Consider the following 20,678-nt stretch of genomic DNA (forward strand, 5'->3'; position numbering starts at 1 on the left):
TCAGGAACGGAGCCAGCGGTCGAACCAGGCGCGGGTGCGGTGCAGGAGGTCGAGTTGGTGGTGGCGTTCCTGGATGCGGTGGCCCTCCCTCGGATAGATCACGAACTCGTGCTCCGCGCCGAAGTGGCGTAGCGCCCGGTGCAGGTAGACGGCCTGGCCCAGCGGGACGTTCGGGTCGTCCGCGCCGTGCAGGATCAGGACCGGGGTACGGATGCGGCCGGCGAAGGAGATCGGGCTGACCGCGTCGTGCGGGTGCGGGCCGGGGCCGGACCAGCCGGTGCTGCCACCGAGAGCCGCCTCGAACTGACCGTTCTCGCCGGTCGCGGCGAGCATTCCCCAGTCGGTGACGCCGGCGCCGACCAGGGCGGCGCGGAACCGGCCGGTCTGGCCGACGGCCCACGCGGCCAGGAAACCGCCGTGGCTCCAGCCCGCGATGCCCAGCCGGTCCGGGTCGGCGATGCCCCGGGTGACGAGCAGGTCGATTCCGGTCAGGATGTCGGTCCACTCCTCCTGCCCGACTCGGCCGGCGACCCGTGCGGCGAAGTCGTGGCCGTGGCCCTTGCCGCCCCGCGGGTTAGGCAGGAAGACCGCGTGACCGGCGGTGGCGAGCCACTGGGCGCTGGGAGCCCAGGACAGTTGGAGGTGGTCGGCGTAGCGGTCGTACGGGCCGCCGTGCGCAATCGTGACCAGGGGGAACGGGCCGTCGGCGGCGGTGTGGCCGGGCGGGAGGACGAGCAGGCCGTCCAGGGCCAGGCCGTCGGCGGCGTGGTAGGTGAGGGGTTGCTGGGTGCCGAGCGGGATGCCGTTCAGTTCGGGGTGGGTGTCGGTGACCCGGTCGAGTGGGCCGGTCGGCGGGCCGAGGTGGACGTCGGCGAGGCGGTAGCGGGTGGTGGCCAGGACCGCGATCCGCGCGCCGTCGGGCGTGGCGGTGAGCGCGTCGAGGCGGCCCGGATGGTGGAGCAGGGTGGTGAGGCCAGCCGGGTCGAGGCGGCTCACCACGGTGGTCAGGCCGTCGGCGCACAGGAGCAGCGGGGCGGTGCCGGTCTGGCACAGCTCCGTGGGGCACATCGGGAGGCCGGCGGTGCGGTTGGTCCGGGACCCGCTGGTCAGGGACAAGTCGAAGACGGCCGTGCCGGCGTGCAGCACCGGCGGGGTGAGGGCGACATATCCGATGTGCCATCCGTCCTCGGCCGGCCACCAGGCCAGGGAGTGCGCGTCGGCCCCGACCGGCCCCAGCTCCTCGGCGACGCCGGTGACCGGGTCGAACAGGTGGAGCCGGCCGGTGCGCGGGCCGTAGTCGTAGTCGGCGCTCGCCTGGGTGAGCACCGCGAGGGGGCCGCCGTCGGGGCGTTGCCGCAGCCCCACGACGTGCCGGTCGGGGAACACGTCAGGTGTGGTGATCCGGTTGGTGCGCAGGTCGAGCAGGCGCAGGCGGGCGCGGGGTTCGCGTTCGCCGACGACGATGACGTCGCCGGGGCGCTCGGTGGGCTCGTCCTCGGCCAGCAGCGCGACCAGATCGGGGTCGGCCAGTGGCAGGTGGTCGAGGATTCCGGCGCCCCAACTGGTCACGGCGGTGACCGTGCCGGCGGTGAAACGGTGCAGCTGCGGGCGGCCGCGGTGGGCACGATCGGACAGGAAGAACAGCGCGTCGGCGGACCAGCGGGGCTGTGACTCGGTCGCGGTGTCCGCGGTGATCCGGCGGGCGGTGCCGTCGAGCAGCCAGACCTCGGTGTTCGCGTGGCCACCGCGCCGGCTGGCGGGCGCGAGGACGTAGGCGACCCGCCGCCCGTCCGGGGCGAGGGCCGGGGTCTGCGGGGTGCGACCATCCACCACGTGTTCCGCGGTCAGACCTGTCATGCGGGTCAGTGTGCCAACCGGCTGGCCGTCAGGGGTGTCTCGAGGGGGCGGACACACCCCTGGGAGCCAGCCGGCGTGCCGCGACGCGCGCCGCGGTCGGGAGTGGCTGCGGTGTCGCGCGAGACCGTCACGGGACGTGGCTTGTAGCCTGCGGACGGGCGCTCCGTATTCGTACCATATGGGGTTTTAAGCGAACGTTTCCGTGCCGAGGACCGTGAGCAGGGAGAGTTTGTCGTGACTCTCCGTACCGGGCGAGGCTGTGAAGATCAGCAGGGACTGGCTCTGGTCCGGGTCGAGCAGGGTTTGGCAGAACAGGTCGAGGCGGCCGACCTCGGGGTGGACGAAGCGTTTCGCGTTGCTCCAGCGCAGGCCGACCTCCTGGCGGTGCCACAGGTCGGTGAATTCGGGGTATTCCTGCAGGTCAGCGACAAATGACGCGGCCGGTGAGCCGGGGCCCTGCGCGGAGACAATGGTGCGCAGGACGGCGACGTAGACGCGGCTGTGCAGGTGATGATCCTCGGACAGGTAGCGGTCGCGGGCGCGCGGATCGGTGAACCAGCGGTAGAGGGCGCTGCGGGCCGGGCCGGTGTACCGGGTCTCGTCGCCGAGCAGCGCGACCGCGGGCGGGGTCTGCAGCAGCGTCTCGCCGATCGGGCCGATGATCTGGGCCGGAGTGTCCTGCAGGCGGTCCATGACGCGGAGCAGTCCGGGGCTGATGTGCGTGTCGCCGCGGTGCTGGGGTTGCCGACGGTGACCGCAGAGCAGGAACAGGTGGTCACGTTCGTCCGGGGTCAGGCGCAGGCCGCGGGCGATGGCGGCGGCCATCTGCGCGGATGGTTGCGAGCCGCTGCCGCGTTCGAGACGGGCCAGGTAGTCAGCCGACATGTCGCACAACTCGGCCACCTCCTCGCGGCGCAGGCCGCTGGTGCGCCGGCGGGGGCCGCGGCGCAGTCCGACGTCCTCGGGTTGCAGGGCCTCCCGGCGTCCGCGCAGGAAGGCGGCCAGGCCGGCCCGGTCCAGTGCTGTGTCCACCCGCTCATCGTCCAGCAGCCGGGCGGGGGTTAGCCACGCCCTGGCATTCAGCGGTTGAGCAGGGCCTTCATCCGGGTGGGCCGGGCGGTGCCTACTGGAGGCCCCTACCTGAGGAGTCTCGACCATGGCCAAGTGGACCGCGGAGCAGCTGATGGACATGACCGGCAAGACGGTGGTGATCACCGGCGCGGGCGGCGGGATCGGGCTGGTGACGACGCGTGAGCTCGGCCGGGTGGGCGCGCACGTGGTGCTGGCCGTGCGTGACGTGGACAAGGCGCGGCGTGCGGTGGCCGGGATGCGCGGAGAGTTCGAGGTCCGCCGGCTCGATGTCGCTGACTTCGATTCGGTACGACAATTCGCCGACTCCTGGACCGGTGACATCGACGTACTGCTCAACAACGCCGGGGTGATGGACGTCCCGGCGGCACGCACGGCGCAGGGCTTCGACGTGCAGACCGCGACCAACTACTTCGGGCCGTTCGTGCTGACCGACCTGCTGCTGCCCCGGATCACCGGCCGGGTGGTGACGGTCGGCAGCCAGCTGCACCGGTTCGCCAAGCTGAACCTGTCCGATCTTGATTGGCGGGCTCGCAAGTACAACTCGCTGGCCGCCTATGAGGCGTCGAAGCTCGCGGTGGTGCTGTTCTCGCTGGAATTGCAGCGCCGGCTGACGGCGGCAGGCAGCCCGGTCCGGTCGGTGATCGCGCATCCGGGTGTGGCGCGGACCGGCCTGGTGTCACATTCGTCATTGGGGCTGATCAATCGGATGCCGTTCCTGGTGCAGGGGATGGAGCAGGGTGCGCTGCCGCTGCTCTACGCGGCCACCGAGGACGTGCCGGGGAACGCCTATGTGGGGCCGGACGGGCTGTTCAGCTTCACCGGATATCCGCTGATCCGTAAGCCCAGCCGGGCCGGGCAGGACGCGGCGGTGGCCCGGGAACTGTGGGAGGCGACGGCCGCGCTCGTCGGCTGACCTCCGCCCGGCAACGTCCGGGCGAAGCCGTCGAGCAGCCAGGTCAGCCCCTCGTCGAAGTCCGCGATCCAGTCGTCACCGGCGCCGCGCAGCAGACCCGGCCGGCCCGCCGCGGCCAGATGCGGCAGGTCGCCACCGGCGGTGAGCTCGGCGAAGTACGCGTCCGTCGACGCCTGCCAGTCCTGGTCGCGCCGCCGGGCGGCCGCCTCCTGCCCGGCCACGGTCACGAACCCCAACAGGTACGTGTCGACGGCCCGCAGCAGCGCGAGCGCCCGGTCCGGCGATCGCGGCGAGCGGCTGTTCCGCGTGGCGAGCCGCGTTCGGGCCGATCGCCGCCCGCGCCCCGAGCACGCTCATCAGCCAGGGGTGCTGCCGGCCGACCGCGATCTGCCGGTGCAGCACGGCGCGCAGGGCGGCACGCCAGTCCCCCGCCGGGATCTCGTCGAGCAGCATCTCGCCGGACACGTGATCCACCATGAGGTCGATCAGGTCCTCCTTGCGCTCAAAGAACGAGTAGAGGCTCATCGGCCGGGCGAAGAGTTCGGCGGCTATCCGCCGTACCGAAACTGCTTCTGATCCTTCTCGGTCAGCAAGACCGACGGCGCAGGAGACAACCGCCTTCCTGGTGAGGCATTCGGGTTGGCCGGACGCGTCCAGAGCGGTCCGCGGGTCTCTGTCACGGCGCGATCGTATCGGCGTACGAAATGCCGATACGGCGTATCGGTTCCTGATACGGCGTATCGGAAGACTCGAGGAGATGACAGAAAAACTGCCGCGGGATCTGCTCGCGCTGGTCGGCGCGATCCGGCTGCGGCCGGAGTCCGCGCTCGGCGAAGGGGCGGCCGGAGTCCGCGCTCGGTCGGGTTCGGGGGCGGTGGCGGTCCGCGATCCGGTGGTGCGTGCCGCTACCGCCCCCAGGTGGGCGGTAGCCGCACGCGATCTGGCATTGCGGACTCTCACCGCCCCGCCCGGCGGCGACAGGTACATCCGAGCGGGCATGTGCACCCTCGCCGCCCACCGGGTGATCGAGGGTGACCAGCCGGCGATTATCGTGCTCGACGCTTCCCGGGCAGACACCGTGTTCACCCCCCGACCGGGGCCGGTGACACCCCCGGCCGCGAGCGCACGGCCGGGTACTCGCCGACATCCGGTCACCCGCGCCACTGCCCGGACCGGGATGCCCCTGCGGGCCAGACGGTTCCAGCCGCCGGCGCTCCATCAAGATCAACTTAAGCTGAGTGGTATTGGTCGCGGTCAGCTGGCACCGGCGGCCGTCTCGGATGGCCGGAGGCAGCCACCAGCACCAGCCGGGGCAGCAACAGGTTGCGGTCACGGCAAGGCGGGGGGCGGATCACCGTCCTGACCGATGGAAGAGGCGGCCGAAATCCGGCGGCACGCACTGTCCATGATGGCCGATCGCAGGATTTCGGGTTGGGCGGCGGGCGGTAGATTCCGGTCAAGACGGTCGGCCACTGCGTGCGGGGGATGGATGACGATGCGTGTTCTCAAGCCACTTGAATTGGACCGGCTGGTTCGGAGCAACCGGCGGTTGAAGATTTCGATGCTGGTCACGATCACGGTGGTGCTGCTCCTGCTCGTCGTGCTGATCGCCACCGACACCGACTTCCCGGTCGGGCTCGGAGCGCCGATCGGGCTCGCCCTCGGTGCGCTGCTGCTCATCCCGCAGCGTCGCCTGCTGTCCGAACTGAACCTCACGGCCGCCGAGGGTCGCGCGATCCTGGAGGCCGAACGGCTGCGGCGCAATGGCGTGGCCGACCTCCCACCGCAGGCGCGCGCCCAGCGCGAGACCGTGCGCGGACGCATCTGGATGGCCGTGGGCCTGATCAGCATCGTGATCTTCGTGGTGGCCGCGCGGTACTTCTTCAGCAAGGCCGGGCAGACGGTCGAGGAGGACGCGCCCACCGACGTCTGGTTCGGGGTGAGTTTCTTCGCCGGGTTCGCCGCCCTGTGCCTGGCACCCGGCGCACTCTGGCAGGCGAAGAACCACCGGGAGGCCGCCCGCGCCTTCGAAAGGCTGGGCGTCGAACCCGCCGAGTGAGCCGGCCCGGATCAAGCCATCCGGATCAAGCCGCCCGGATCAAGCCTCGGTGATCGCTTGCAGGGTTTCGCGGAAGGCGGCGTAGGTCGCCGCGCCGAGTTCCGCGGAGTGCCGGCGTTCGATGTCGGCGACGATGCCGTCGGAGAGGTCCATCCACTCCCGGCCGCGGGCAGTCGGGACGATCAGGCGGGCGCGACGGTCGGCCGGGTCCGGAACGCGGGAGACGTAGCCAAGTTTCTCCAGTTCGTCGAGGATCGCGCCGATCGTCTGCTTGTTACGACCGGCGAGACGGGTGAGCTCGGTCTGACGGGAACCCTCCTCGTCGAGATAGGCCAGGACAGCGCCGTACTGCGGGCGCAAGTCGCCGAACCCCAGCTCGGCGCCGCGGCGGAACAGCTCGGACTGGAGGCTGAACAGCAGCCGGGCCGCCAGCATGCCGAGGTCCGGCGACTCCGTCTTGCGTGCGGTGCGACCCATGTAACCTACGCCACCCTTCTGGATTAGTCCAAGGATTGGACGGTCCAAATTCTGGACTATATTGTGGTAGTAGCCGAAGCGACCTGGAGGATCTCATGGCCACCGTTGAACTGACCCGATTCCGCGTCGTCCCGGAGCGTGCCGCAGACCTGGTCGCGGCCCGGCCGGCGATGCTCGCCGACTTCCGCGCCGACCGTGCCGGTTTCCGCGACGCGCACCTGGTGCAGCTGCCCGGCGACGAGTGGCTCGACATCGTGTTCTGGGACAGCCCGGCGGATTTCGCCGCGTCCCGGGCCAAGGGCGCCAACCTGCCCGGCATCACGGCCTTCTTCGCCACGATCGCCGAGCTGATCAGTTCAGAGGAGGGAGCGGAGCAGTAGACGGCCGAGCCGACGAGCGCTCCGAGGGCGCGGAGCCGCAAACCAGCCGAGCCACGCAAGCGCCGAGCCCAACAAACTCCGAGGAGGTGCGAAGCAGCGGGAAGCCGAGCCGACAAGCGCTGAGAAAGGCGCGGAGCACAAGGCAGCCGGGCCGACAGGACACAAGGAAAGCGCGGAGCACAAGGCAGCCGCGCTGAACACAGTCCGAGGAGCTGCAGAGCGGTGGGCAGCCGCGCCGATCTGGTCAGGTTCGGGGAGGGTGCCACGCCGGGAGGTCAGGCCAGGTCCGCGTCGTGGACCAGCAGGGCGATCTGGGTGCGGTTGTCCAGGTCGAGCTTGGTCAGGATGTGCGACACGTGGGTCTTGACCGTGGCCAGGGTCATGTCGAGGGAGCGGGCGATCTCGGTGTTGCTGCCGCCCTGACCGATGGCGATCACCACGTCGCGTTCCCGTGGGCTGAGCGCGGCCAGGGTCGCGCGGGCCCGGGCGTAGGCGCCGGCCTGGACCGCGACCCGGTCCATCAGTCGGCGGGTGATCCGCGGCGACAGGATCGGCTCGCCGGCCGCGACCTGGCGGACCGCCTCGGCGATCCGGGCCGGTGGGGTGTCCTTGAGCAGGAAGCCGCTGGCTCCGGCGCGCAGCGCGTGCAGAATGTTCTCGTCGGTGTCGAAGGTGGTCAGCACGATGATCTCGGGTGGTCGCGGGCGGGCCCGCAGGCGCCGGGTCGCGGTGATCCCGTCGACGCGCGGCATGCGCAGATCCATCAGTACGACGTCGGGGGCGTGCGCGTCGACCACGGCCGACACCTCGTCGCCGTCGGTGGCCTCGCCGACCACGATGATGCCCGGCGCGCCGTCGAGCATCATCGTCAGCCCGGCGCGGACCAGGGCATCGTCGTCCACCACGAGCACGCGCACCGGAATGTCGTCGCCGAGCGCACGTACCGGGGGGTTCACACCGGCCATGGTATCGACGCGTGCAGCCGGAACTCGCCGCCGATCTCCTGATGGTCGAGCGTGCCGCCGGCCAGGCTGACCCGTTCGGTGAGCCCGACCAGGCCCGCTCCCCCGGGCCATCCGGGTGGCGCGGGCCGGGGTGGCAGTTTATTTCGTACGTCGATCAGCAACCCCGCGCCGGGACCACCGCGCAGCTCGACCTCGACCGGTTGGCCCGTGGCGTGTTTGCGGGCGTTGGTGAGTCCCTCCTGGATCACCCGGTACGCGGTGCGGGCCACCGCCGGTGGCGCCTCGGCCGGCTCGTCCACCGCGTCGCGCAGCAGCACCTCGGTCCCGGCGTCGCGGGACTCGTCGACCAGGCGCGGTACGTCGGCGAGCACCGGCTGCGGACGAGTGCCCTCCCCCGCCGGCGGCTCGTCGTCGCGGAGCAGCGAGATCACCTCGCGCAGTTCCTCGAGGGCCTGGTGCACCCCGGCCCGGACCACCCCGGCGGCCTGCGACAGGCGCTCGGGTGAGGAGTCCGGCCGGTATTCCATCGCGCCGGCGAACGTGGCCAGCAGCGACAGCCGATGCGCGAGCACGTCGTGCATCTCGTGGGCGATCTTGCGGCGTTCCAGCATGCGCGCCTCGGCCACCCGGCGGCCCTGCTCCGCCTCGGCGCGGCGGGCCCGCTCGTGCAACGACCGGATCAGCGCCTCCCGGGCCTGGGCCCACGCGCCCCAGCCGAGCAGCGCGCCGTATCCGATAGTGATCAGCGCGAGCCACCAGCCGTAGGACATCCCGCCGTTGGCTCGCCAGACGCCCTGGACCGCGTGCGCGACGACACCACCGGCCGCGACGGCGATCGCGACCGGGAAACGGCGGCGGCGCGCCACCTGGAGCGCGCCCATGGTGGCCGGCGCGGTGGCAACCGGCGACAGCGCGGCCAGGACGGTGAGCACGACCGTGCCGAGGACCGGCCGCCAGAGGATCAATGGGGTCAACGCCCAGCTCAGCACGCCGATGACCAGGTCGAGCACGAACAGCGACCCAGTCGGCCGGTCGCTCCACCAGGACACCAGCGTCACCGCGATCAACGCTCCCGAAACCGCCGTCACGACGGCGACCGCGCCGACGACCTCGTGCCGCCCGCGCTCGGACGGCTCAAAGGCATTCACACCGACGACCCGGACAACGCGCTCATGCCGCAGGCCCGGAAGAGCGCAGACCCAGTCGAGACAGCCGGTCCGGCGAAGGCGCAGGCAGGCCCGGCCGGGACAAAACCGACATGGGCCGAGGCGCGCCTGGAGAGAGCAGACCCGGCCGAGGCAGGCTCGACGGAGGCGGAGATGTTCACCAGGCGACGGTAACCGGCAGGTGGCGAGCGGCGACACCATCCAAAGTTGTAGGTGCCACCGTCGAAGGCGGGTGGCCGGGCAGCCCGCGGTCCGATGTGGCCGCCGTGGCCGGACCGGCACGCTCAGCGGCATGACAACCGAGATGCGTACCAGGAAGAACTCGACCATCGGCCGGGCCGTCACCGTCGCCGCGGGTACCGCCGGAGCCCTCCTGCTGTGGGTGGTCGACGACCCGTGGGCCGGCCACGACCTGACCGTCCGCCAGGGCGGCACGGTCCAGCACGTCGGCCCGGTCGCGGTCGCGGTGACCGCCCTGGTCGCCGGCCTGGCCGCGTGGGGCCTGCTCGCGGTGCTGGAGCGCGGCACCCGCCGGCCGGCCCGGACCTACCGGATCATCGCGACGATCGTGCTGCTGATCTCGCTGGCCGGGCCGCTGGGCAGCGGCGTCGACCTCGGCAGCAAGCTCGGCCTGCTCGGCCTGCACCTGACCGTCGGCCTGGCGCTGATCATCGGCCTCCCGGCCCGACGCGGCTGCTGACCCCACCAGCACGGCCACCGAGTGTGTGAAGTTTAGGTGCGGAGCGCACCCAAACTTCACACACAAGCCACGCACGCACCGCAAGCACCCCGCACACCGCGAGCACCGTCAGACGGGCGAGCACCGCGAGCACCGCGAGCACCGCGAGCACCGCGAGCACCGCGAGCACCGCGAGCACCGCGAGACCCGCGAGACCCGCGAGACCCGCGAGACCCGCAAGAACACGGGACACGCGGGGGGTGGGGTTGGAATTTTGGCTGGTCAGAAAATTGTTTGACAGTGCCGATAATCTGATCCTCCGTATCTTCGGCGGACCGTGAGAGCGGACGGCGAGAGGCGAGGGGGCCCTGCCCTCTCGACACTCTGGAGCCACGATGCACCGGGCACCCGCCCTCTCCTTCCTGCTCGTCACCGTCTTCGTCGACATGCTCGGGCTCGGCCTGATCGTGCCGATCACGCCGGCCCTGCTCACCTCCGTGACCGCCGATCCGGGCACCGCCGCGCTCTGGTCCGGGCTGCTCGGGTCGGTGTTCGGGCTGCTGCAGTTCGTGGCCGCGCCGCTGCTTGGCCGGCTCTCCGACCGGTACGGCCGGCGCCCCGTCCTGCTCACCTCACTGGGCTGCCTCGGCGTCGACTGGCTCGCCCACGCCGCGCTGCCGAGCCCCTGGACCCTGCTGGTCTTCCACGCGATCGCCGGGGCGTGCGCCGGCACGAACACCGTGGTCAACGCGTACATCGCGGACGTCACCCCACCGAACGGGCGGGCCAAGGCGTACGGGCTGATCGGCGCGGCGTTCGGGCTCGGGTTCATCGCCGGGCCGACCATCGGCGGGCTGCTCGGCGCCGTGGACGTACGGCTGCCGTTCCTCGCCGCGGCGGCACTGTCGTTCGCCAACGTCGCGTACGGATGGTTCGTCCTGCCCGAGTCCCGGGCCGGCGACCGCAGCACCCCGCTCACCCTCCGGACCACGAACCCGATCACCGCGGTCCTCGACGTGCTGCGCCGGCCGGTGCTCGGGCGGCTCGCGCACGCCCGGCTCTGGAGCGACGTGGCCCGGATGATCCACCAGTCGAGCTGGGCGTTCTTCCTGACCTACCGGTTCGGGTGGGGCACCGCGCAGGTCGGCGCCGTGATCGCCGGCAGCGCGCTGGCCGGTGCGCTGTTCCAGGCGCGGGCGGTCGATCCGATCGTGCGGCGGCTCGGCGACAAGCGGGCCGCAGTCGCCGGTGGCCTGGTCGGTGTCGTGAGCTTCGCCGGCATGGTCGTCGCCTCCGAGCCGTGGATGCTCTTCGTGCTGCTCACGATCGGAGTGCTGGGTGCGGTCGGCGCCGCGGCCGGGCAGGCGTGGATCTCGCGCGCCGTCGGGGACGAGGAGCAGGGCGCGGTGCAAGGTGCGCTGACCGGCATCGGCGCGCTCGCGGAGACCGCTGTTCCGGTCGCGGGCGGCGTCGTGTTCGGGTGGTCACTTTCGTACGGAAATCCGGGTTTGATTTTTGTCGGCGCCGCGGGTTGCGCGGCCCTGTCGGTGCTGATCCTGGCGGTGACCCCGCAGCACCCGGAGCTTCGCACCGGCTGATCAACACGCTGTTAAAGATTGACCACCATCAGTGACATATTGATCAGCCCCCACTAGCATCCACAGACATCGTATTGATGTTGATCAGTGGGGGCTGAGCATTGAACGAAGTCAGCAGACGTCATCTCCGGAGGGTGACCACGATCCTGGCGATCGGGGTCACCACCGTCGGTCTCACCACGCCCGGCGCGAACGCGAAGGCGCCGGACGATCCGGCAGCGCGCACCTACGCACAGATCGCCGCGCTCCAGCAGCTCAAGAAGTCGTTCACGCCGGCCGAGCGCAAGCTCGACAGCCGGCTCGCCATCGAGCTACGTCAACGCGGCGGCAAGGTGCCGGCCGGCGCGCTGCCCAAGGTGTCCACCGGCGTCGAGGTATCGAAATCGGGCACCACCGAGGTCGAGGTGCACGCCGACAAGGTCGGTGACGACCTGCTCGCCCGGCTGCGCGGGGTCGGCGCCGGGATCCGCTTCCCGTCCGCGGCGACCGGCACCGTGCTGGTCAAGGCGCCGCTCACCGCGCTGCCGACGATCGCCGGTTGGAAGGACGTCACCGGCGTCAACCTGAAGCACGGCCTGATCAGCAGCCGGGAGACCGACCCGGGCAAGAAGCCGGTCACCGAGTCGAAGTCCGCGAAGGTGGCCCGGATCGAGGGCGCCCTGCAGGCCGCGAAGGCCGCCGCGCCGAAACTCGCCGCGCCCAGTCAGGGATCGGTCGTCTCGGAGGGTGACCGCACCCACGCCGCCGACACCGCGCGGACCAAGTACAAGGTGACCGGCGTGGGCGTGAAGGTCTGCGCGCTCTCCGACGGCATCGACTCGCTCGCCGAGTCGCAGGCCACCGGTGACCTGCCGGCCGACCTCGACGTGCTGCCCGGCCAGGAGGGTTCCGGCGACGAGGGCACCGCGATGCTGGAGATCATCCACGACCTGGCGCCGACCGCGAAGCTCGGCTTCGCGACCGCGTTCACCAGCGAGGCGAGCTTCGCCGAGAACATCCGCGCGCTGCGCTCCCAGGCGCACTGCGACATCATCGTCGACGACGTCGTGTACTACCACGAGAGCCCGTTCCAGGACGGCCTGCCGGCGCAGGCGGTCAACGCGGTCACCGCGGACGGGGCGTACTACTTCAGCTCGGCCGGCAACGAGGGCAACACCCTCGACGGCACCTCCGGCAACTGGGAGGGCGACTTCGCCGACTCGGGCAAGGGGATCGGCAAGTTCGCCGGCGTCGCGCACGACTTCGACCCGGGGCCGGGCGTGCAGGTGTTCAACCCGCTGTCGCCGAACAGCGCCGGACGGGTGACCACGCTCTGGTGGGCCGACCCGCTGGCCGGCTCGGCCAACGACTACGACCTGTACCTGACCGACTCGGCCGGCAACGTCACCGACTTCTCGCAGGACACCCAGGACGGCAACGACGATCCGTTCGAGATCCTGGCCGCCGGCTCCGGCGCGGGTCAGCGCCTGGCCGTGGTGAAGTACGCGGGCGCCGACCGGTACCTGCAGCTCTCGGTGTTCCGCGGCCGGTTCGTGGACGTGGGCGCGCTCAAGGGCTTCTCCACGCCCGGCGTCACCCGTGGGCACAGCGCCGCGGAGAAGGCGTTCTCGGTGGCCGCGGCACCGGCCGCCGCGCCGCTGCCGTTCGCCCTGGAGACCGGCGACCCGGCGAACCCGGCCGGGCCGTACCCGGAGGTGTTCACCAAGCAGACCAAGCCGGAGCGGTTCACCTCGGACGGGCCGCGCCGGATCTTCTTCAACGCCGACGGGACCGCGATCACGCCGGGCGACTTCAGCGCGACCGGCGGGACCGTACGGGCCAAGCCGCAGATCACCGCGGCGGACGGGGTGCGGACGTCGATCGCCGACTTCGACCCGTTCTTCGGCACCTCGGCGGCCGCTCCGCACGCCGCCGCGATCGCCGCGCTGGCCCTCTCCGGCAACCCGGGGCTGTCCAACGCGGAGATCCGTACCGCGCTGACCGGCACCGCGCTGGACCTGGCGCCGGCCGGGTACGACAACCGCACCGGCAGTGGCGTGGTCCGCGCCGACCTGCTGCTGCGCAACACCGGCGCCACCCCGCAGCCACTGGTCCAGGCCGGCACGCCGACGGTCACGCCGTCGACCGGTGACGGGGACGCGTACCTGGAGCCGGGTGAGCAGGCGACCGTGGCGCTGCCCGCGGTGAACAACGGCGACGGCACGGCCACCGGCGTGAACGTGGTGGTCGACACGGACGACCCGCTGGCGACGGTCACCCCGAGGGCCGCGTCGTACGGGAACCTGGCCGCGGGCGCCACCAAGTCGAAGAACTACAAGCTGAAGCTGGCCGCCGGGTATCCGCTCGGCCGGCCGGTCACGCTCCTGGTGAAGATCTCGTTCGCCGGTTCGCTATCGCCGACCACCAGCACGGTCGTGGTACCGACCGGGCAGCCGTCGGCGACGGTCACCGACTTCGCCTACACCGGCCCGGTCACCCCGGTGCCGGACAACGACCCGACCGGCGCCACCGCGACCGTCGACGTCAGCGGGGTCGGGTACGCCTCCGGCCTGACGTTCTCGATCGACGGCACCACCTGCACCACCGACACCGCGTCGACGACGGTGGGGCTCGACCACACCTTCGTCGGTGACCTGACCGGAACGCTGACCGCACCGGACGGCCGGACGGCGACGCTGTTCGCCCGGCGGGGCGGCGGCGGCAACAACCTGTGCCAGGTGGTGTTCGACGACGCGGCGGCGACCCCGTTCGCCACGGTGACGTCGAGCAACGCGCCGTTCACCGGGTCGTGGAAGCCGGCCGGCGCACTGTCGTCGCTGCGGGTCTCGCCGGCCGACGGTACGTGGAAGTTCACGGTGACCGACGCGGCGAACGCGGATGTGGGTTCGATCCGGGCCTTCTCGCTGCACCTGACCGGCTTCGCGCCGGCCTGACGAGAAAGCCGGCCCGAGAAAGCCGGCCTGACGAGAAAGTCGGCCTGACGAGAAAGTCGGTCTGATCGAAGAACCGGTCCGGGGGCGTCACGGCGCTCCCGGACCGGCGCTCCCGCCCCGCGCGGATTCGGGCCGGACGGTGATACCCGACTGAACGGGGACATCGGAGCCGGCCTCCAGGAAAATTCGTGAACGTCAATGAGCACCAGGAAATGAGGACTGCACGGATCAGGGAGGAATTGTGTTCACCGAACTCAGACAGGGCCGGATGGGGATCGTCGCGGGAGTGTTCTCGCTGACGGTAGGAACGGTCATTCCGGCCGGGGCGCCCGGCGGCGAACGGCCGGTGTACGTGACGAATGCCGAGTCTGCCGACATCTCCACGTTCGCCACCGACGTGACCACCGGGCACCCGGTCCTGACCGACCGCAAGCCGACCCGGGCGGGAGCCGGGGTCCGGCAGATGACCTTCACCCCGGACGGCCGGACCGCCTACGCCGCGAACTCCGCAGTCGAGCTCGGCCCGGATCTCCTCGGCACCATCTCGGTCTACCGCGTCGGCCCGCACGGCCGGCTGACGCCGCAGGAAACCGTCAGCTCCGGAGGAGAAACCCCCTTGGGCGTCGCCGTCACTCTCGACGGGCGGACCCTGTACGTCACGAATGTCTTCAGCAACACGGTGGTGGCCTTCCGGATAAGCTCCGACGGCAGCATCCGGCAGTTCCGCACCTTCCCCGTCGCGGTGAACAATCCCCGCGGGCTCGCGCTGTCACCCGACGGCCGGTTCCTCTTCCTCAGCTACGGCGACGTCACCGATGGCCGGCCCACCTCCGTCGGCGGGATCAGCACGTTCGTCATCGGCCGGGACGGTGGCCTGACCGAGGCCGGATCACCGGTCCGGGTGGGCCGGTTCGACGGGACGATGGCCACCACCCCGGACGGCCGGTACCTCTACCTCACCAGCACCGACACCGACCAGGTGTTCGGTTTCGCGATCGGCGCCGGCGGCGGGCTCACCGCGCTGCCCCGGTCACCGTACGCGGTGTCGGACTGGCCCGAAGGGATCGCCACCACGCCGGACGGGCGGTTCGTCTACATCGCCAGCGTGGGTCTGAGCACGCCTGACGGCCCGGGTTACGTGACCGGCTTCGCCATCGGCGCGGACGGCTCGCTGACCGCGGTGGCGAAACCGGTCCGGGCCGACCTGTTCCCGGTCGGGTTCGTCGTGGTGCCGAGCGGGCGGTTCGCCTACGCCTCGGGCGGGTTCGACGCGGGCCGGCTCAGCGCGTTCGCGATCGGCGCGGACGGCAAGCTGAAGCCGCTCGACGGCACGCCGTTCGACACCCGCGGTTTCGGCCCCGCCTACAGCTCCGCCTCGGTCCTGCCCGACCAGGGCCCGGTCGCCGGCTTCGCGGCCGTCGCCGACCACCGATCGGTGACCTTCGACGCGTCGTCGTCGGCCGACCCGGACGGCAGCGTCGCCGGCTACGGCTGGGACTTCGGCGACGGCACGACCGCGACCACCACCGCACCCCGGACCACCCACCGCTACGCGCGGGCCGGAACGTTCCGGGTGACGCTCACCGTCACCGACAACGAAGGCTGCTCCACCGTGCTGGTCTCCACCGGGCAGGGCGTCCTGCGCAACGGCACCGCGGCCGCCGCCACCACCCGTGACATCACGGTCAGCGGCTGACGACGGCTGATCGGAACCGGTCCGGGCCGGCTTCGCGCGATAGCGCCATGCCCGCGCCCGGACCGATTTACGCTGTTCGCGGTGGATTCGGGCGAAGGGGCGTTATGCGAAGCAGGGTTCGATCGCGGTGGCTGGTTTCCCCGGTCGCCCTACTGATGGTTCTGGCCGGGTTCCCGGCACCGGCACTCGCCGCGAACGACGTGGGGAAGTGCAGCGTGAGCCGTTCGACCGGCGCGTACTGCACGACCGGCACGATCACCGCGAACAGCACCCGGCACTGGCTCCGCGTCTACGCCGCGAACGTCCGGTCGGTCGCCGTCTGGGACGCCGACACCAACGTCCAGGTGTTCTACAACGACGAGGGCAGCGTCGGCCCGGTCGCGGTCTATGGGCTGCACGGCCGGTACTACGCCGTCGCCACCCGGAACGGCGACTCGGCCGGCTCGGTGCAGATCTGCAACTACACCGAGGTCTACGGCGAACCCTGCGCCGTTCTTTAAGCGGGCAGCTCCGCCTCGACCAGGTCGGCGGCCCGCTCCGCACTCCCCTGCTCCCGCACCTGACGCCGCACGTCGGCGCACCGGGCCAGCACAGTCGCGTCGCCGGTCAGCTCCAGCAGCGCCGCGCGCAGCTCGTCGGCGGTCACGATGGCCGAGTCGACGACCCGGGCCACACCCAGCTCGGCCAGGCGGGACGCGTTGGTGAACTGGTCGGCGGCCTGCGGTGCGGCGATCATCGGGGTGCCGCAGTAGAGGCCCTCGCTGCTGCCGCCCATCCCGGCGTGGGTCAGGAACGCGTCCGCCTGCTCCAACACGGCGAGCTGCGGGACCCAGGGGTGCACCTCGACACTGTCCGGGATCTCGCCCAGCTCGGCCGGGTCGACGTGCCGGCCGATCTGCAGGACCGTGTGCCAGCCGGGGAGCGAGCCGAACGCCGTGACGCAGCGCCGGTAGAAGCCGGCGTGCCGGGTGAAGGCCGAGCCCAGCGACACCAGCAGCACCTTCTCCGCAGTCGCGGGACGCTGCCACGAACCCTGCGCGGAGCGGTCACCCAGCGCCGGGCCCACGAACGTGTAAATGGACGGGTCGACCCGGTCGGCGTTCGGCTGCAGCGCCTCCGGGATCAGCGCGAGGCACCGCGGCGGGCGGCCCTGGAACGCGATGCTGTCGGTGGCCGACGACCCGTTCTCGGTGAGCCAGGCGGTGAACCGGTCGTAGTAGTCGGCGCCGCGCGGGTCGGCGCGGATCGCCTCGATCGCCGGGGCCATCTCCTGCTCGTAGCCGTCCCAGGCGACGAAGGTGGAGGAGAGCTGGACCGCCGGGATGCTCCACTGTTCACCGAGCAGGCGGGCCGGGGCGCCGGCGATGTCGTACAGGAAAAGGTCCGGACGGTCGTCGGTGAAAGCGGCCCGGAGCTGGGGCAGCATCGTGATCGCGTCGTCGAGGAACAGGGTGAGCTGTTCGATCGGATCATCGGTCCAGGTGTCGTCCGGAGAAGGCAGACCTGATCGGTACGGCTTGAGCTCGGCCCCGGCGCCCTCGATCGCGGCGGCGAAGCCCGGCGCGTTGGCATAGGTGACCCGGTGACCGCGATTGACCAGGGTGCGGACCAGGTCGAGGCTCGGGTTGACGTGCCCGTGGGCCGGGATGCTGACGACGGCGATGTGTGTCATGGGGTCCTCCTCGCGCATAACGAGACGCAACGTCTCGTCTCTCTAGCTTGCGCAGAGCGCGGCCGGAAGTCAATACACTTCACGCCATGCCCGACCCCGCCCGCCGTAACGACCGCTCCCGCCTGGCGATCCTGGACGCCGCCCGGCAGTTGCTGGCCGAGACGCGGTACGCCGACCTGACGATCGAGGCGATCGCGGCCCGCGCCGGCGTCGGCAAACAGACCATCTACCGCTGGTGGCGCGGCAAGGGCGCGGTCATCCTGGACGCGCTGGTCGACGCCGCGGCCAACGCCGATCTCGCGCTGCCGGACACCGGTGACCTGCACACCGACCTGCGGGCCGTGATGCGCGCGACGGTCGCCGAGTTCGCCGACCCGCGGCTGTCCGCGACGACGCGGGCGCTGACCATCGAGACGCTCGCCGACGACGACCTCGCCGGCCAGGTCCGGGACCGGCTGCTGCGGCCCCAGCTCGACGCGGTCCAGGACCGGCTGCGCAGCGGGCAGGCGGCCGGGCAGATCCGCGCCGACGTGGACCTCGGCCAGGCGGTGGAGTTGCTGTTCGGGCCGCTCTACCACCGGTGGCTGCTGCGCACCGGGCCGCTCACCGACGCCTACGCCGACGGGATCGTGGAGCTGGCGATGACCGCGATCGGTCAGCCAGGCGGAACAGAAACGCCCGGCGGCAGCTCGATCGTGAAGACCGTGCCCTGACCGAGGACGCTCTCCACCGCCAGCGTGCCGTCGTGCGCCTCGGTCAGTTTGCGGGCGATCGCCAGGCCCAGGCCGCTCCCGCCGGTCGCCCGGCTGCGGGACTCGTCGGCACGCCAGAACCGGTCGAAGATCTTCGGTAGGTTCTCCGGCGCGATGCCGACGCCGGTGTCCCGTACCGAAATGGTGTTTTCGCTGGCAGCGACGGTGACCGAACCGCCTCGCGGGGTGTAGCGGATCCCGTTGGCCACCAGGTTGCCGACCAGCTGCCGCAACCGGACCGCGTCGACCGGCAGCACCGGATCGCCCTCGATCCGCATGGTCAGGGTGACACCCGCGGCATGCGCCGGGGCCCGATGAGAATCGGTCACCTGGACCAGTACGTCCCGGACGTAGGTCGGCTCGGGATGGACACGCAGCGTGCCCGCGTCCGCGGCGGCCAGGTCGCTGAGGTCGTCGATGATGTGCTGCAGCAGCACCGCCTCCTCGTGCAGCAGGTCGAGCAGCTGCCCGTCGGTCGGCGCGAGATCGTCCTGGGCTGCCTCCAGCCAGCTGCGGATGTTGGTCAGCGGGGTACGCAGCTCGTGCGCCACGTCGCTGACCATCGCCCGGCGTTGCCCCTCGGCCCGGTCCCGGCGCTCGGTGGCGGCGTTGAGGGCACGGGCCAGCCGGCCGATCTCGTCCTGGGTCGACACCGGGACCGGCGACTGCCCGTCGGCGGCGTCGGTGAGCGCGCGCAGCGGGCGGATCAGCCGGTGGCCGACCAGCACGGTGACCAGGATCGCGGCGAGCAGGACGCCGCCGGTGACGGTGACGATCCGGATGGTGTTCGCGCGCGACAGGGTGAACCGGGTCTGGTCCGCGCCGGTCCGCGGGTCGGTGACGAACAGCAGCGCCGGCGGGGTGACGAACGGCTGCAGCATGATCCGCCGGGACTTCTCCAGGCAGCCGCGGGTCCGGCCGTCGTTGCTGGCCGGCGCGACCGCTTTCACCCCGGTCCCGAGCTCGGACGGGACGTCCGCCTTCGCGACGTACGTGGTGAGGTCCGGCCACACGCCGAGCTGGTAGTTCGCCGACAGTCCCAGGCAGCGGCCGGCCAGCCGGCCCAGCTCCCGCAGCGGCTTGACCTCACCTTTGGTGACCGAGTAGGTCAACTGTGTCACGCAGCCGGCCGCGCTCTGGTCCGGGTCGAAACCGGACACCGTGACGGAGGGCCGGCCGCTCGGCAACTCCACCACCTTGCCCTCGGCGCCGGTCTTGCGCACGCAGGACAGCACGTCGGCGACGACCTTGCCCAGCTCGGCGCGCTGGGCCGCGGAGACCCGGAACGGACCGGCCGCCCGGGTGTCGATCCGTTCGGTCGCGCCGGTCAGAGCGGTGTCCACGTTGAGCGGGTCGACGGTGGCCGACGGGCGGGCGGCCGCCAGCGACGGGCCCGGCCCGGAGTCCGCGATGATCGCCCGGTCCGGGGTCATCAGCGTGATCCGGCGGTCCAGTTTCGCGGCCCGGGCCTGAATCAGCGCGGGGGCGCCGGACCAGTCGCTGTGCGTGGCGGCGTAGCCGAGGAGCAGGTCGTACACGCCCTTGTCCTCGGTGAGCGAGCGGCCCTGTTCCTGCGAGATGGCCCGGGTGGCGGTGCTGGCGGCCAGCCACGCGGTCGCCACGATCGCGGCGACCACGATCAGCACCGAGGTGGCCAGCAACCGGGTGACCAGGCTGTGCCGCAGCGGCACCCGGGCCCGGCTCACGTACCGGCCGCCATCTTGTAGCCGACCCCGTAGACGGTGAGCAGGCAGGCGGGACGCTGCGGGTCCGCTTCGATCTTGCGACGCAGATTCATCATGTGTACGTCGATGGTCCGCTCGGTCGAGCTCCGATCGATGCCCCGGGTGTGATGCAGCAGCTGAGCACGGGTGAACACCCGGTCCGGCTGCTCGGAGAGCGCGGCCAGGATGGCGAACTCGCCGCGGGTGCACTCGATCTCGACGTCGTCCACGGTGACGATCCGCCGGGCCGGGTCCACGCCGAGCCGGCCGATCCGGCGCACCCGCGGCCCGGCCTCCACCGGCGCGCCCCGGGACACCCGCCGCAGCAGCGTCCGCACCCGCGCCATCAGCTCCCGCGGGCTGTACGGCTTGGTCAGGTAGTCGTCCGCTCCCAGCTCCAGCCCGAGCAGCAGATCGTCCTCACCGGTACGCGCGGTCAGCATCAGCACCAGCACGTCCGACTCCTGGCGCAGCGTGCGGCACACGTGCAGGCCGTCGAGGCCGGGCATCATCACGTCGAGCACCAGCAGGTCGGGCCGCCAGCGCCGGGCCTCGTCCAGCGCGGCCCGGCCGTCGTGCACCACGAGGGTCCGATGGCCGTCCGCGGCGAGGTAGCGTCGGACCACCTCGGCTTGGCGGGGATCATCCTCGGCGACCAGGACCTGTGCACACATGGCGGCGATGATAGGTCTGCCGCGCCCGGGTGCGGCGAACT

The 20,678-nt window shown here is 71.5% G+C and carries 18 protein-coding genes and 1 pseudogene; 10 read left to right on the plus strand and 9 right to left on the minus strand.

Annotated features, from left to right (window positions below; translation table 11 throughout):
• Positions 1-1,857, minus strand: coding sequence for an alpha/beta hydrolase family protein (locus tag Apa02nite_RS37260; protein WP_203829232.1), 1,857 nt, complete (start codon positions 1,855-1,857; stop codon positions 1-3).
• A 186-nt stretch (positions 1,858-2,043) separates the two neighbouring features.
• Entirely contained in the window at positions 2,044-2,889 is an 846-nt protein-coding gene (locus Apa02nite_RS37265; RefSeq protein ID WP_307872018.1) for a helix-turn-helix transcriptional regulator, read from the minus strand.
• A gap of 124 nt (positions 2,890-3,013) precedes the next feature.
• On the opposite strand from Apa02nite_RS37265, the gene Apa02nite_RS37270 reads away from it, so the two are divergent.
• Positions 3,014-3,862 carry an SDR family NAD(P)-dependent oxidoreductase gene (locus Apa02nite_RS37270; protein WP_239164807.1) on the plus strand — a complete coding sequence of 283 codons (849 nt, stop codon included), beginning with the start codon at positions 3,014-3,016 and terminating at the stop codon, positions 3,860-3,862.
• Between the two features lie 77 nt (positions 3,863-3,939).
• Here Apa02nite_RS37270 and Apa02nite_RS51415 read toward each other — a convergent pair.
• Positions 3,940-4,089, minus strand: a pseudogene (locus tag Apa02nite_RS51415) (hypothetical protein); the annotation flags it as partial.
• A gap of 16 nt (positions 4,090-4,105) precedes the next feature.
• On the opposite strand from Apa02nite_RS51415, the gene Apa02nite_RS37275 reads away from it, so the two are divergent.
• Positions 4,106-4,438: a hypothetical protein gene (locus tag Apa02nite_RS37275; protein ID WP_203829233.1), complete on the plus strand. Its 333-nt coding sequence runs from the start codon at positions 4,106-4,108 to the stop codon at positions 4,436-4,438.
• Positions 4,439-5,228: 790 nt separating this feature from the next.
• Positions 5,229-5,921, plus strand: a complete 693-nt coding sequence (locus Apa02nite_RS37280; protein WP_203829234.1) for a hypothetical protein — start codon at positions 5,229-5,231, stop codon at positions 5,919-5,921.
• A 39-nt stretch (positions 5,922-5,960) separates the two neighbouring features.
• Here Apa02nite_RS37280 and Apa02nite_RS37285 read toward each other — a convergent pair whose 3' ends face one another.
• Positions 5,961-6,398, minus strand: coding sequence for a MarR family winged helix-turn-helix transcriptional regulator (locus Apa02nite_RS37285; RefSeq protein WP_203829235.1), 438 nt, complete (start codon positions 6,396-6,398; stop codon positions 5,961-5,963).
• Between the two features lie 95 nt (positions 6,399-6,493).
• Between Apa02nite_RS37285 and Apa02nite_RS37290 the strand changes: the two genes are divergently transcribed.
• Entirely contained in the window at positions 6,494-6,778 is a 285-nt protein-coding gene (locus Apa02nite_RS37290) for an antibiotic biosynthesis monooxygenase (RefSeq protein WP_203829236.1), read from the plus strand.
• A gap of 275 nt (positions 6,779-7,053) precedes the next feature.
• Here Apa02nite_RS37290 and Apa02nite_RS37295 read toward each other — a convergent pair whose 3' ends face one another.
• Together Apa02nite_RS37295 and Apa02nite_RS37300 are read right to left on the minus strand one after the other, a co-directional pair.
• On the minus strand, positions 7,054-7,743 hold the full coding sequence (locus tag Apa02nite_RS37295; RefSeq protein ID WP_203829237.1) for a response regulator: 690 nt from the start codon (positions 7,741-7,743) through the stop codon (positions 7,054-7,056).
• Positions 7,731-8,891 (minus strand): sensor histidine kinase, encoded by a 1,161-nt coding sequence (locus Apa02nite_RS37300; protein ID WP_203829238.1) that lies wholly within the window; start codon positions 8,889-8,891, stop codon positions 7,731-7,733. The genes Apa02nite_RS37295 and Apa02nite_RS37300 overlap by 13 nt, the downstream gene beginning before the upstream one ends.
• A 310-nt stretch (positions 8,892-9,201) precedes the next feature.
• Here Apa02nite_RS37300 and Apa02nite_RS37305 point away from each other — a divergent pair, with 310 nt between their 5' ends.
• The 5 genes from Apa02nite_RS37305 to Apa02nite_RS37330 all read left to right on the plus strand — a co-directional run bounded on the left by Apa02nite_RS37305 (position 9,202) and on the right by Apa02nite_RS37330 (position 16,315).
• Positions 9,202-9,609, plus strand: coding sequence for a DUF6069 family protein (locus tag Apa02nite_RS37305; RefSeq protein ID WP_203829239.1), 408 nt, complete (start codon positions 9,202-9,204; stop codon positions 9,607-9,609).
• A 374-nt stretch (positions 9,610-9,983) separates the two neighbouring features.
• Entirely contained in the window at positions 9,984-11,186 is a 1,203-nt protein-coding gene (locus Apa02nite_RS37315; RefSeq protein WP_203829241.1) for an MFS transporter, read from the plus strand.
• 134 nt (positions 11,187-11,320) lie between these two features.
• Complete coding sequence (locus Apa02nite_RS37320; protein ID WP_239164809.1) at positions 11,321-14,119, plus strand: S8 family serine peptidase; 2,799 nt, start codon at positions 11,321-11,323, stop codon at positions 14,117-14,119.
• Positions 14,120-14,360: 241 nt separating this feature from the next.
• The gene (locus tag Apa02nite_RS37325) at positions 14,361-15,815 is read left to right on the plus strand and encodes a beta-propeller fold lactonase family protein (RefSeq protein WP_203829243.1); all 1,455 of its coding nucleotides are present in this window, start codon (positions 14,361-14,363) and stop codon (positions 15,813-15,815) included.
• 215 nt (positions 15,816-16,030) lie between these two features.
• The gene (locus Apa02nite_RS37330) at positions 16,031-16,315 is read left to right on the plus strand and encodes a hypothetical protein (protein WP_203829244.1); all 285 of its coding nucleotides are present in this window, start codon (positions 16,031-16,033) and stop codon (positions 16,313-16,315) included.
• Here Apa02nite_RS37330 and Apa02nite_RS37335 read toward each other — a convergent pair.
• Entirely contained in the window at positions 16,312-17,487 is a 1,176-nt protein-coding gene (locus Apa02nite_RS37335) for a macrolide family glycosyltransferase (RefSeq protein ID WP_203829245.1), read from the minus strand. The genes Apa02nite_RS37330 and Apa02nite_RS37335 overlap by 4 nt on opposite strands.
• 86 nt (positions 17,488-17,573) lie before the next feature.
• On the opposite strand from Apa02nite_RS37335, the gene Apa02nite_RS37340 reads away from it, so the two are divergent.
• A complete protein-coding gene (locus Apa02nite_RS37340) occupies positions 17,574-18,200 on the plus strand; it encodes a TetR/AcrR family transcriptional regulator (RefSeq protein WP_203829246.1) in 627 nt (208 codons plus the stop codon).
• On the opposite strand, the gene Apa02nite_RS37345 is transcribed toward Apa02nite_RS37340, so the two are convergent.
• Together Apa02nite_RS37345 and Apa02nite_RS37350 are read right to left on the minus strand one after the other, a co-directional pair.
• A complete protein-coding gene (locus tag Apa02nite_RS37345; RefSeq protein WP_239164810.1) occupies positions 18,143-19,945 on the minus strand; it encodes a sensor histidine kinase in 1,803 nt (600 codons plus the stop codon). The genes Apa02nite_RS37340 and Apa02nite_RS37345 overlap by 58 nt on opposite strands.
• Entirely contained in the window at positions 19,942-20,637 is a 696-nt protein-coding gene (locus tag Apa02nite_RS37350; RefSeq protein ID WP_067698572.1) for a response regulator transcription factor, read from the minus strand. Before Apa02nite_RS37350 ends, Apa02nite_RS37345 begins: the two co-directional genes overlap by 4 nt.
• Between the last annotated feature and the right edge of the window lie 41 nt (positions 20,638-20,678).

The sequence above is a fragment of the Actinoplanes palleronii genome, assembly GCF_016862315.1.
Classification (GTDB): domain Bacteria; phylum Actinomycetota; class Actinomycetes; order Mycobacteriales; family Micromonosporaceae; genus Actinoplanes; species Actinoplanes palleronii.

Coding starts and splice junctions, on each gene's coding strand:
- Apa02nite_RS37260 (WP_203829232.1), bottom strand. CDS start 1,857: ATGACAGGTCTGACCGCGGAACACGTGGTGGATGGTCGCACCCCGCAG.
- Apa02nite_RS37305 (WP_203829239.1), top strand. CDS start 9,202: ATGACAACCGAGATGCGTACCAGGAAGAACTCGACCATCGGCCGGGCC.
- Apa02nite_RS37285 (WP_203829235.1), bottom strand. CDS start 6,398: ATGGGTCGCACCGCACGCAAGACGGAGTCGCCGGACCTCGGCATGCTG.
- Apa02nite_RS37335 (WP_203829245.1), bottom strand. CDS start 17,487: ATGACACACATCGCCGTCGTCAGCATCCCGGCCCACGGGCACGTCAAC.
- Apa02nite_RS37280 (WP_203829234.1), top strand. CDS start 5,229: ATGGAAGAGGCGGCCGAAATCCGGCGGCACGCACTGTCCATGATGGCC.
- Apa02nite_RS37270 (WP_239164807.1), top strand. CDS start 3,014: ATGGCCAAGTGGACCGCGGAGCAGCTGATGGACATGACCGGCAAGACG.
- Apa02nite_RS37315 (WP_203829241.1), top strand. CDS start 9,984: ATGCACCGGGCACCCGCCCTCTCCTTCCTGCTCGTCACCGTCTTCGTC.
- Apa02nite_RS37290 (WP_203829236.1), top strand. CDS start 6,494: ATGGCCACCGTTGAACTGACCCGATTCCGCGTCGTCCCGGAGCGTGCC.
- Apa02nite_RS37295 (WP_203829237.1), bottom strand. CDS start 7,743: ATGGCCGGTGTGAACCCCCCGGTACGTGCGCTCGGCGACGACATTCCG.
- Apa02nite_RS37340 (WP_203829246.1), top strand. CDS start 17,574: ATGCCCGACCCCGCCCGCCGTAACGACCGCTCCCGCCTGGCGATCCTG.
- Apa02nite_RS37350 (WP_067698572.1), bottom strand. CDS start 20,637: ATGTGTGCACAGGTCCTGGTCGCCGAGGATGATCCCCGCCAAGCCGAG.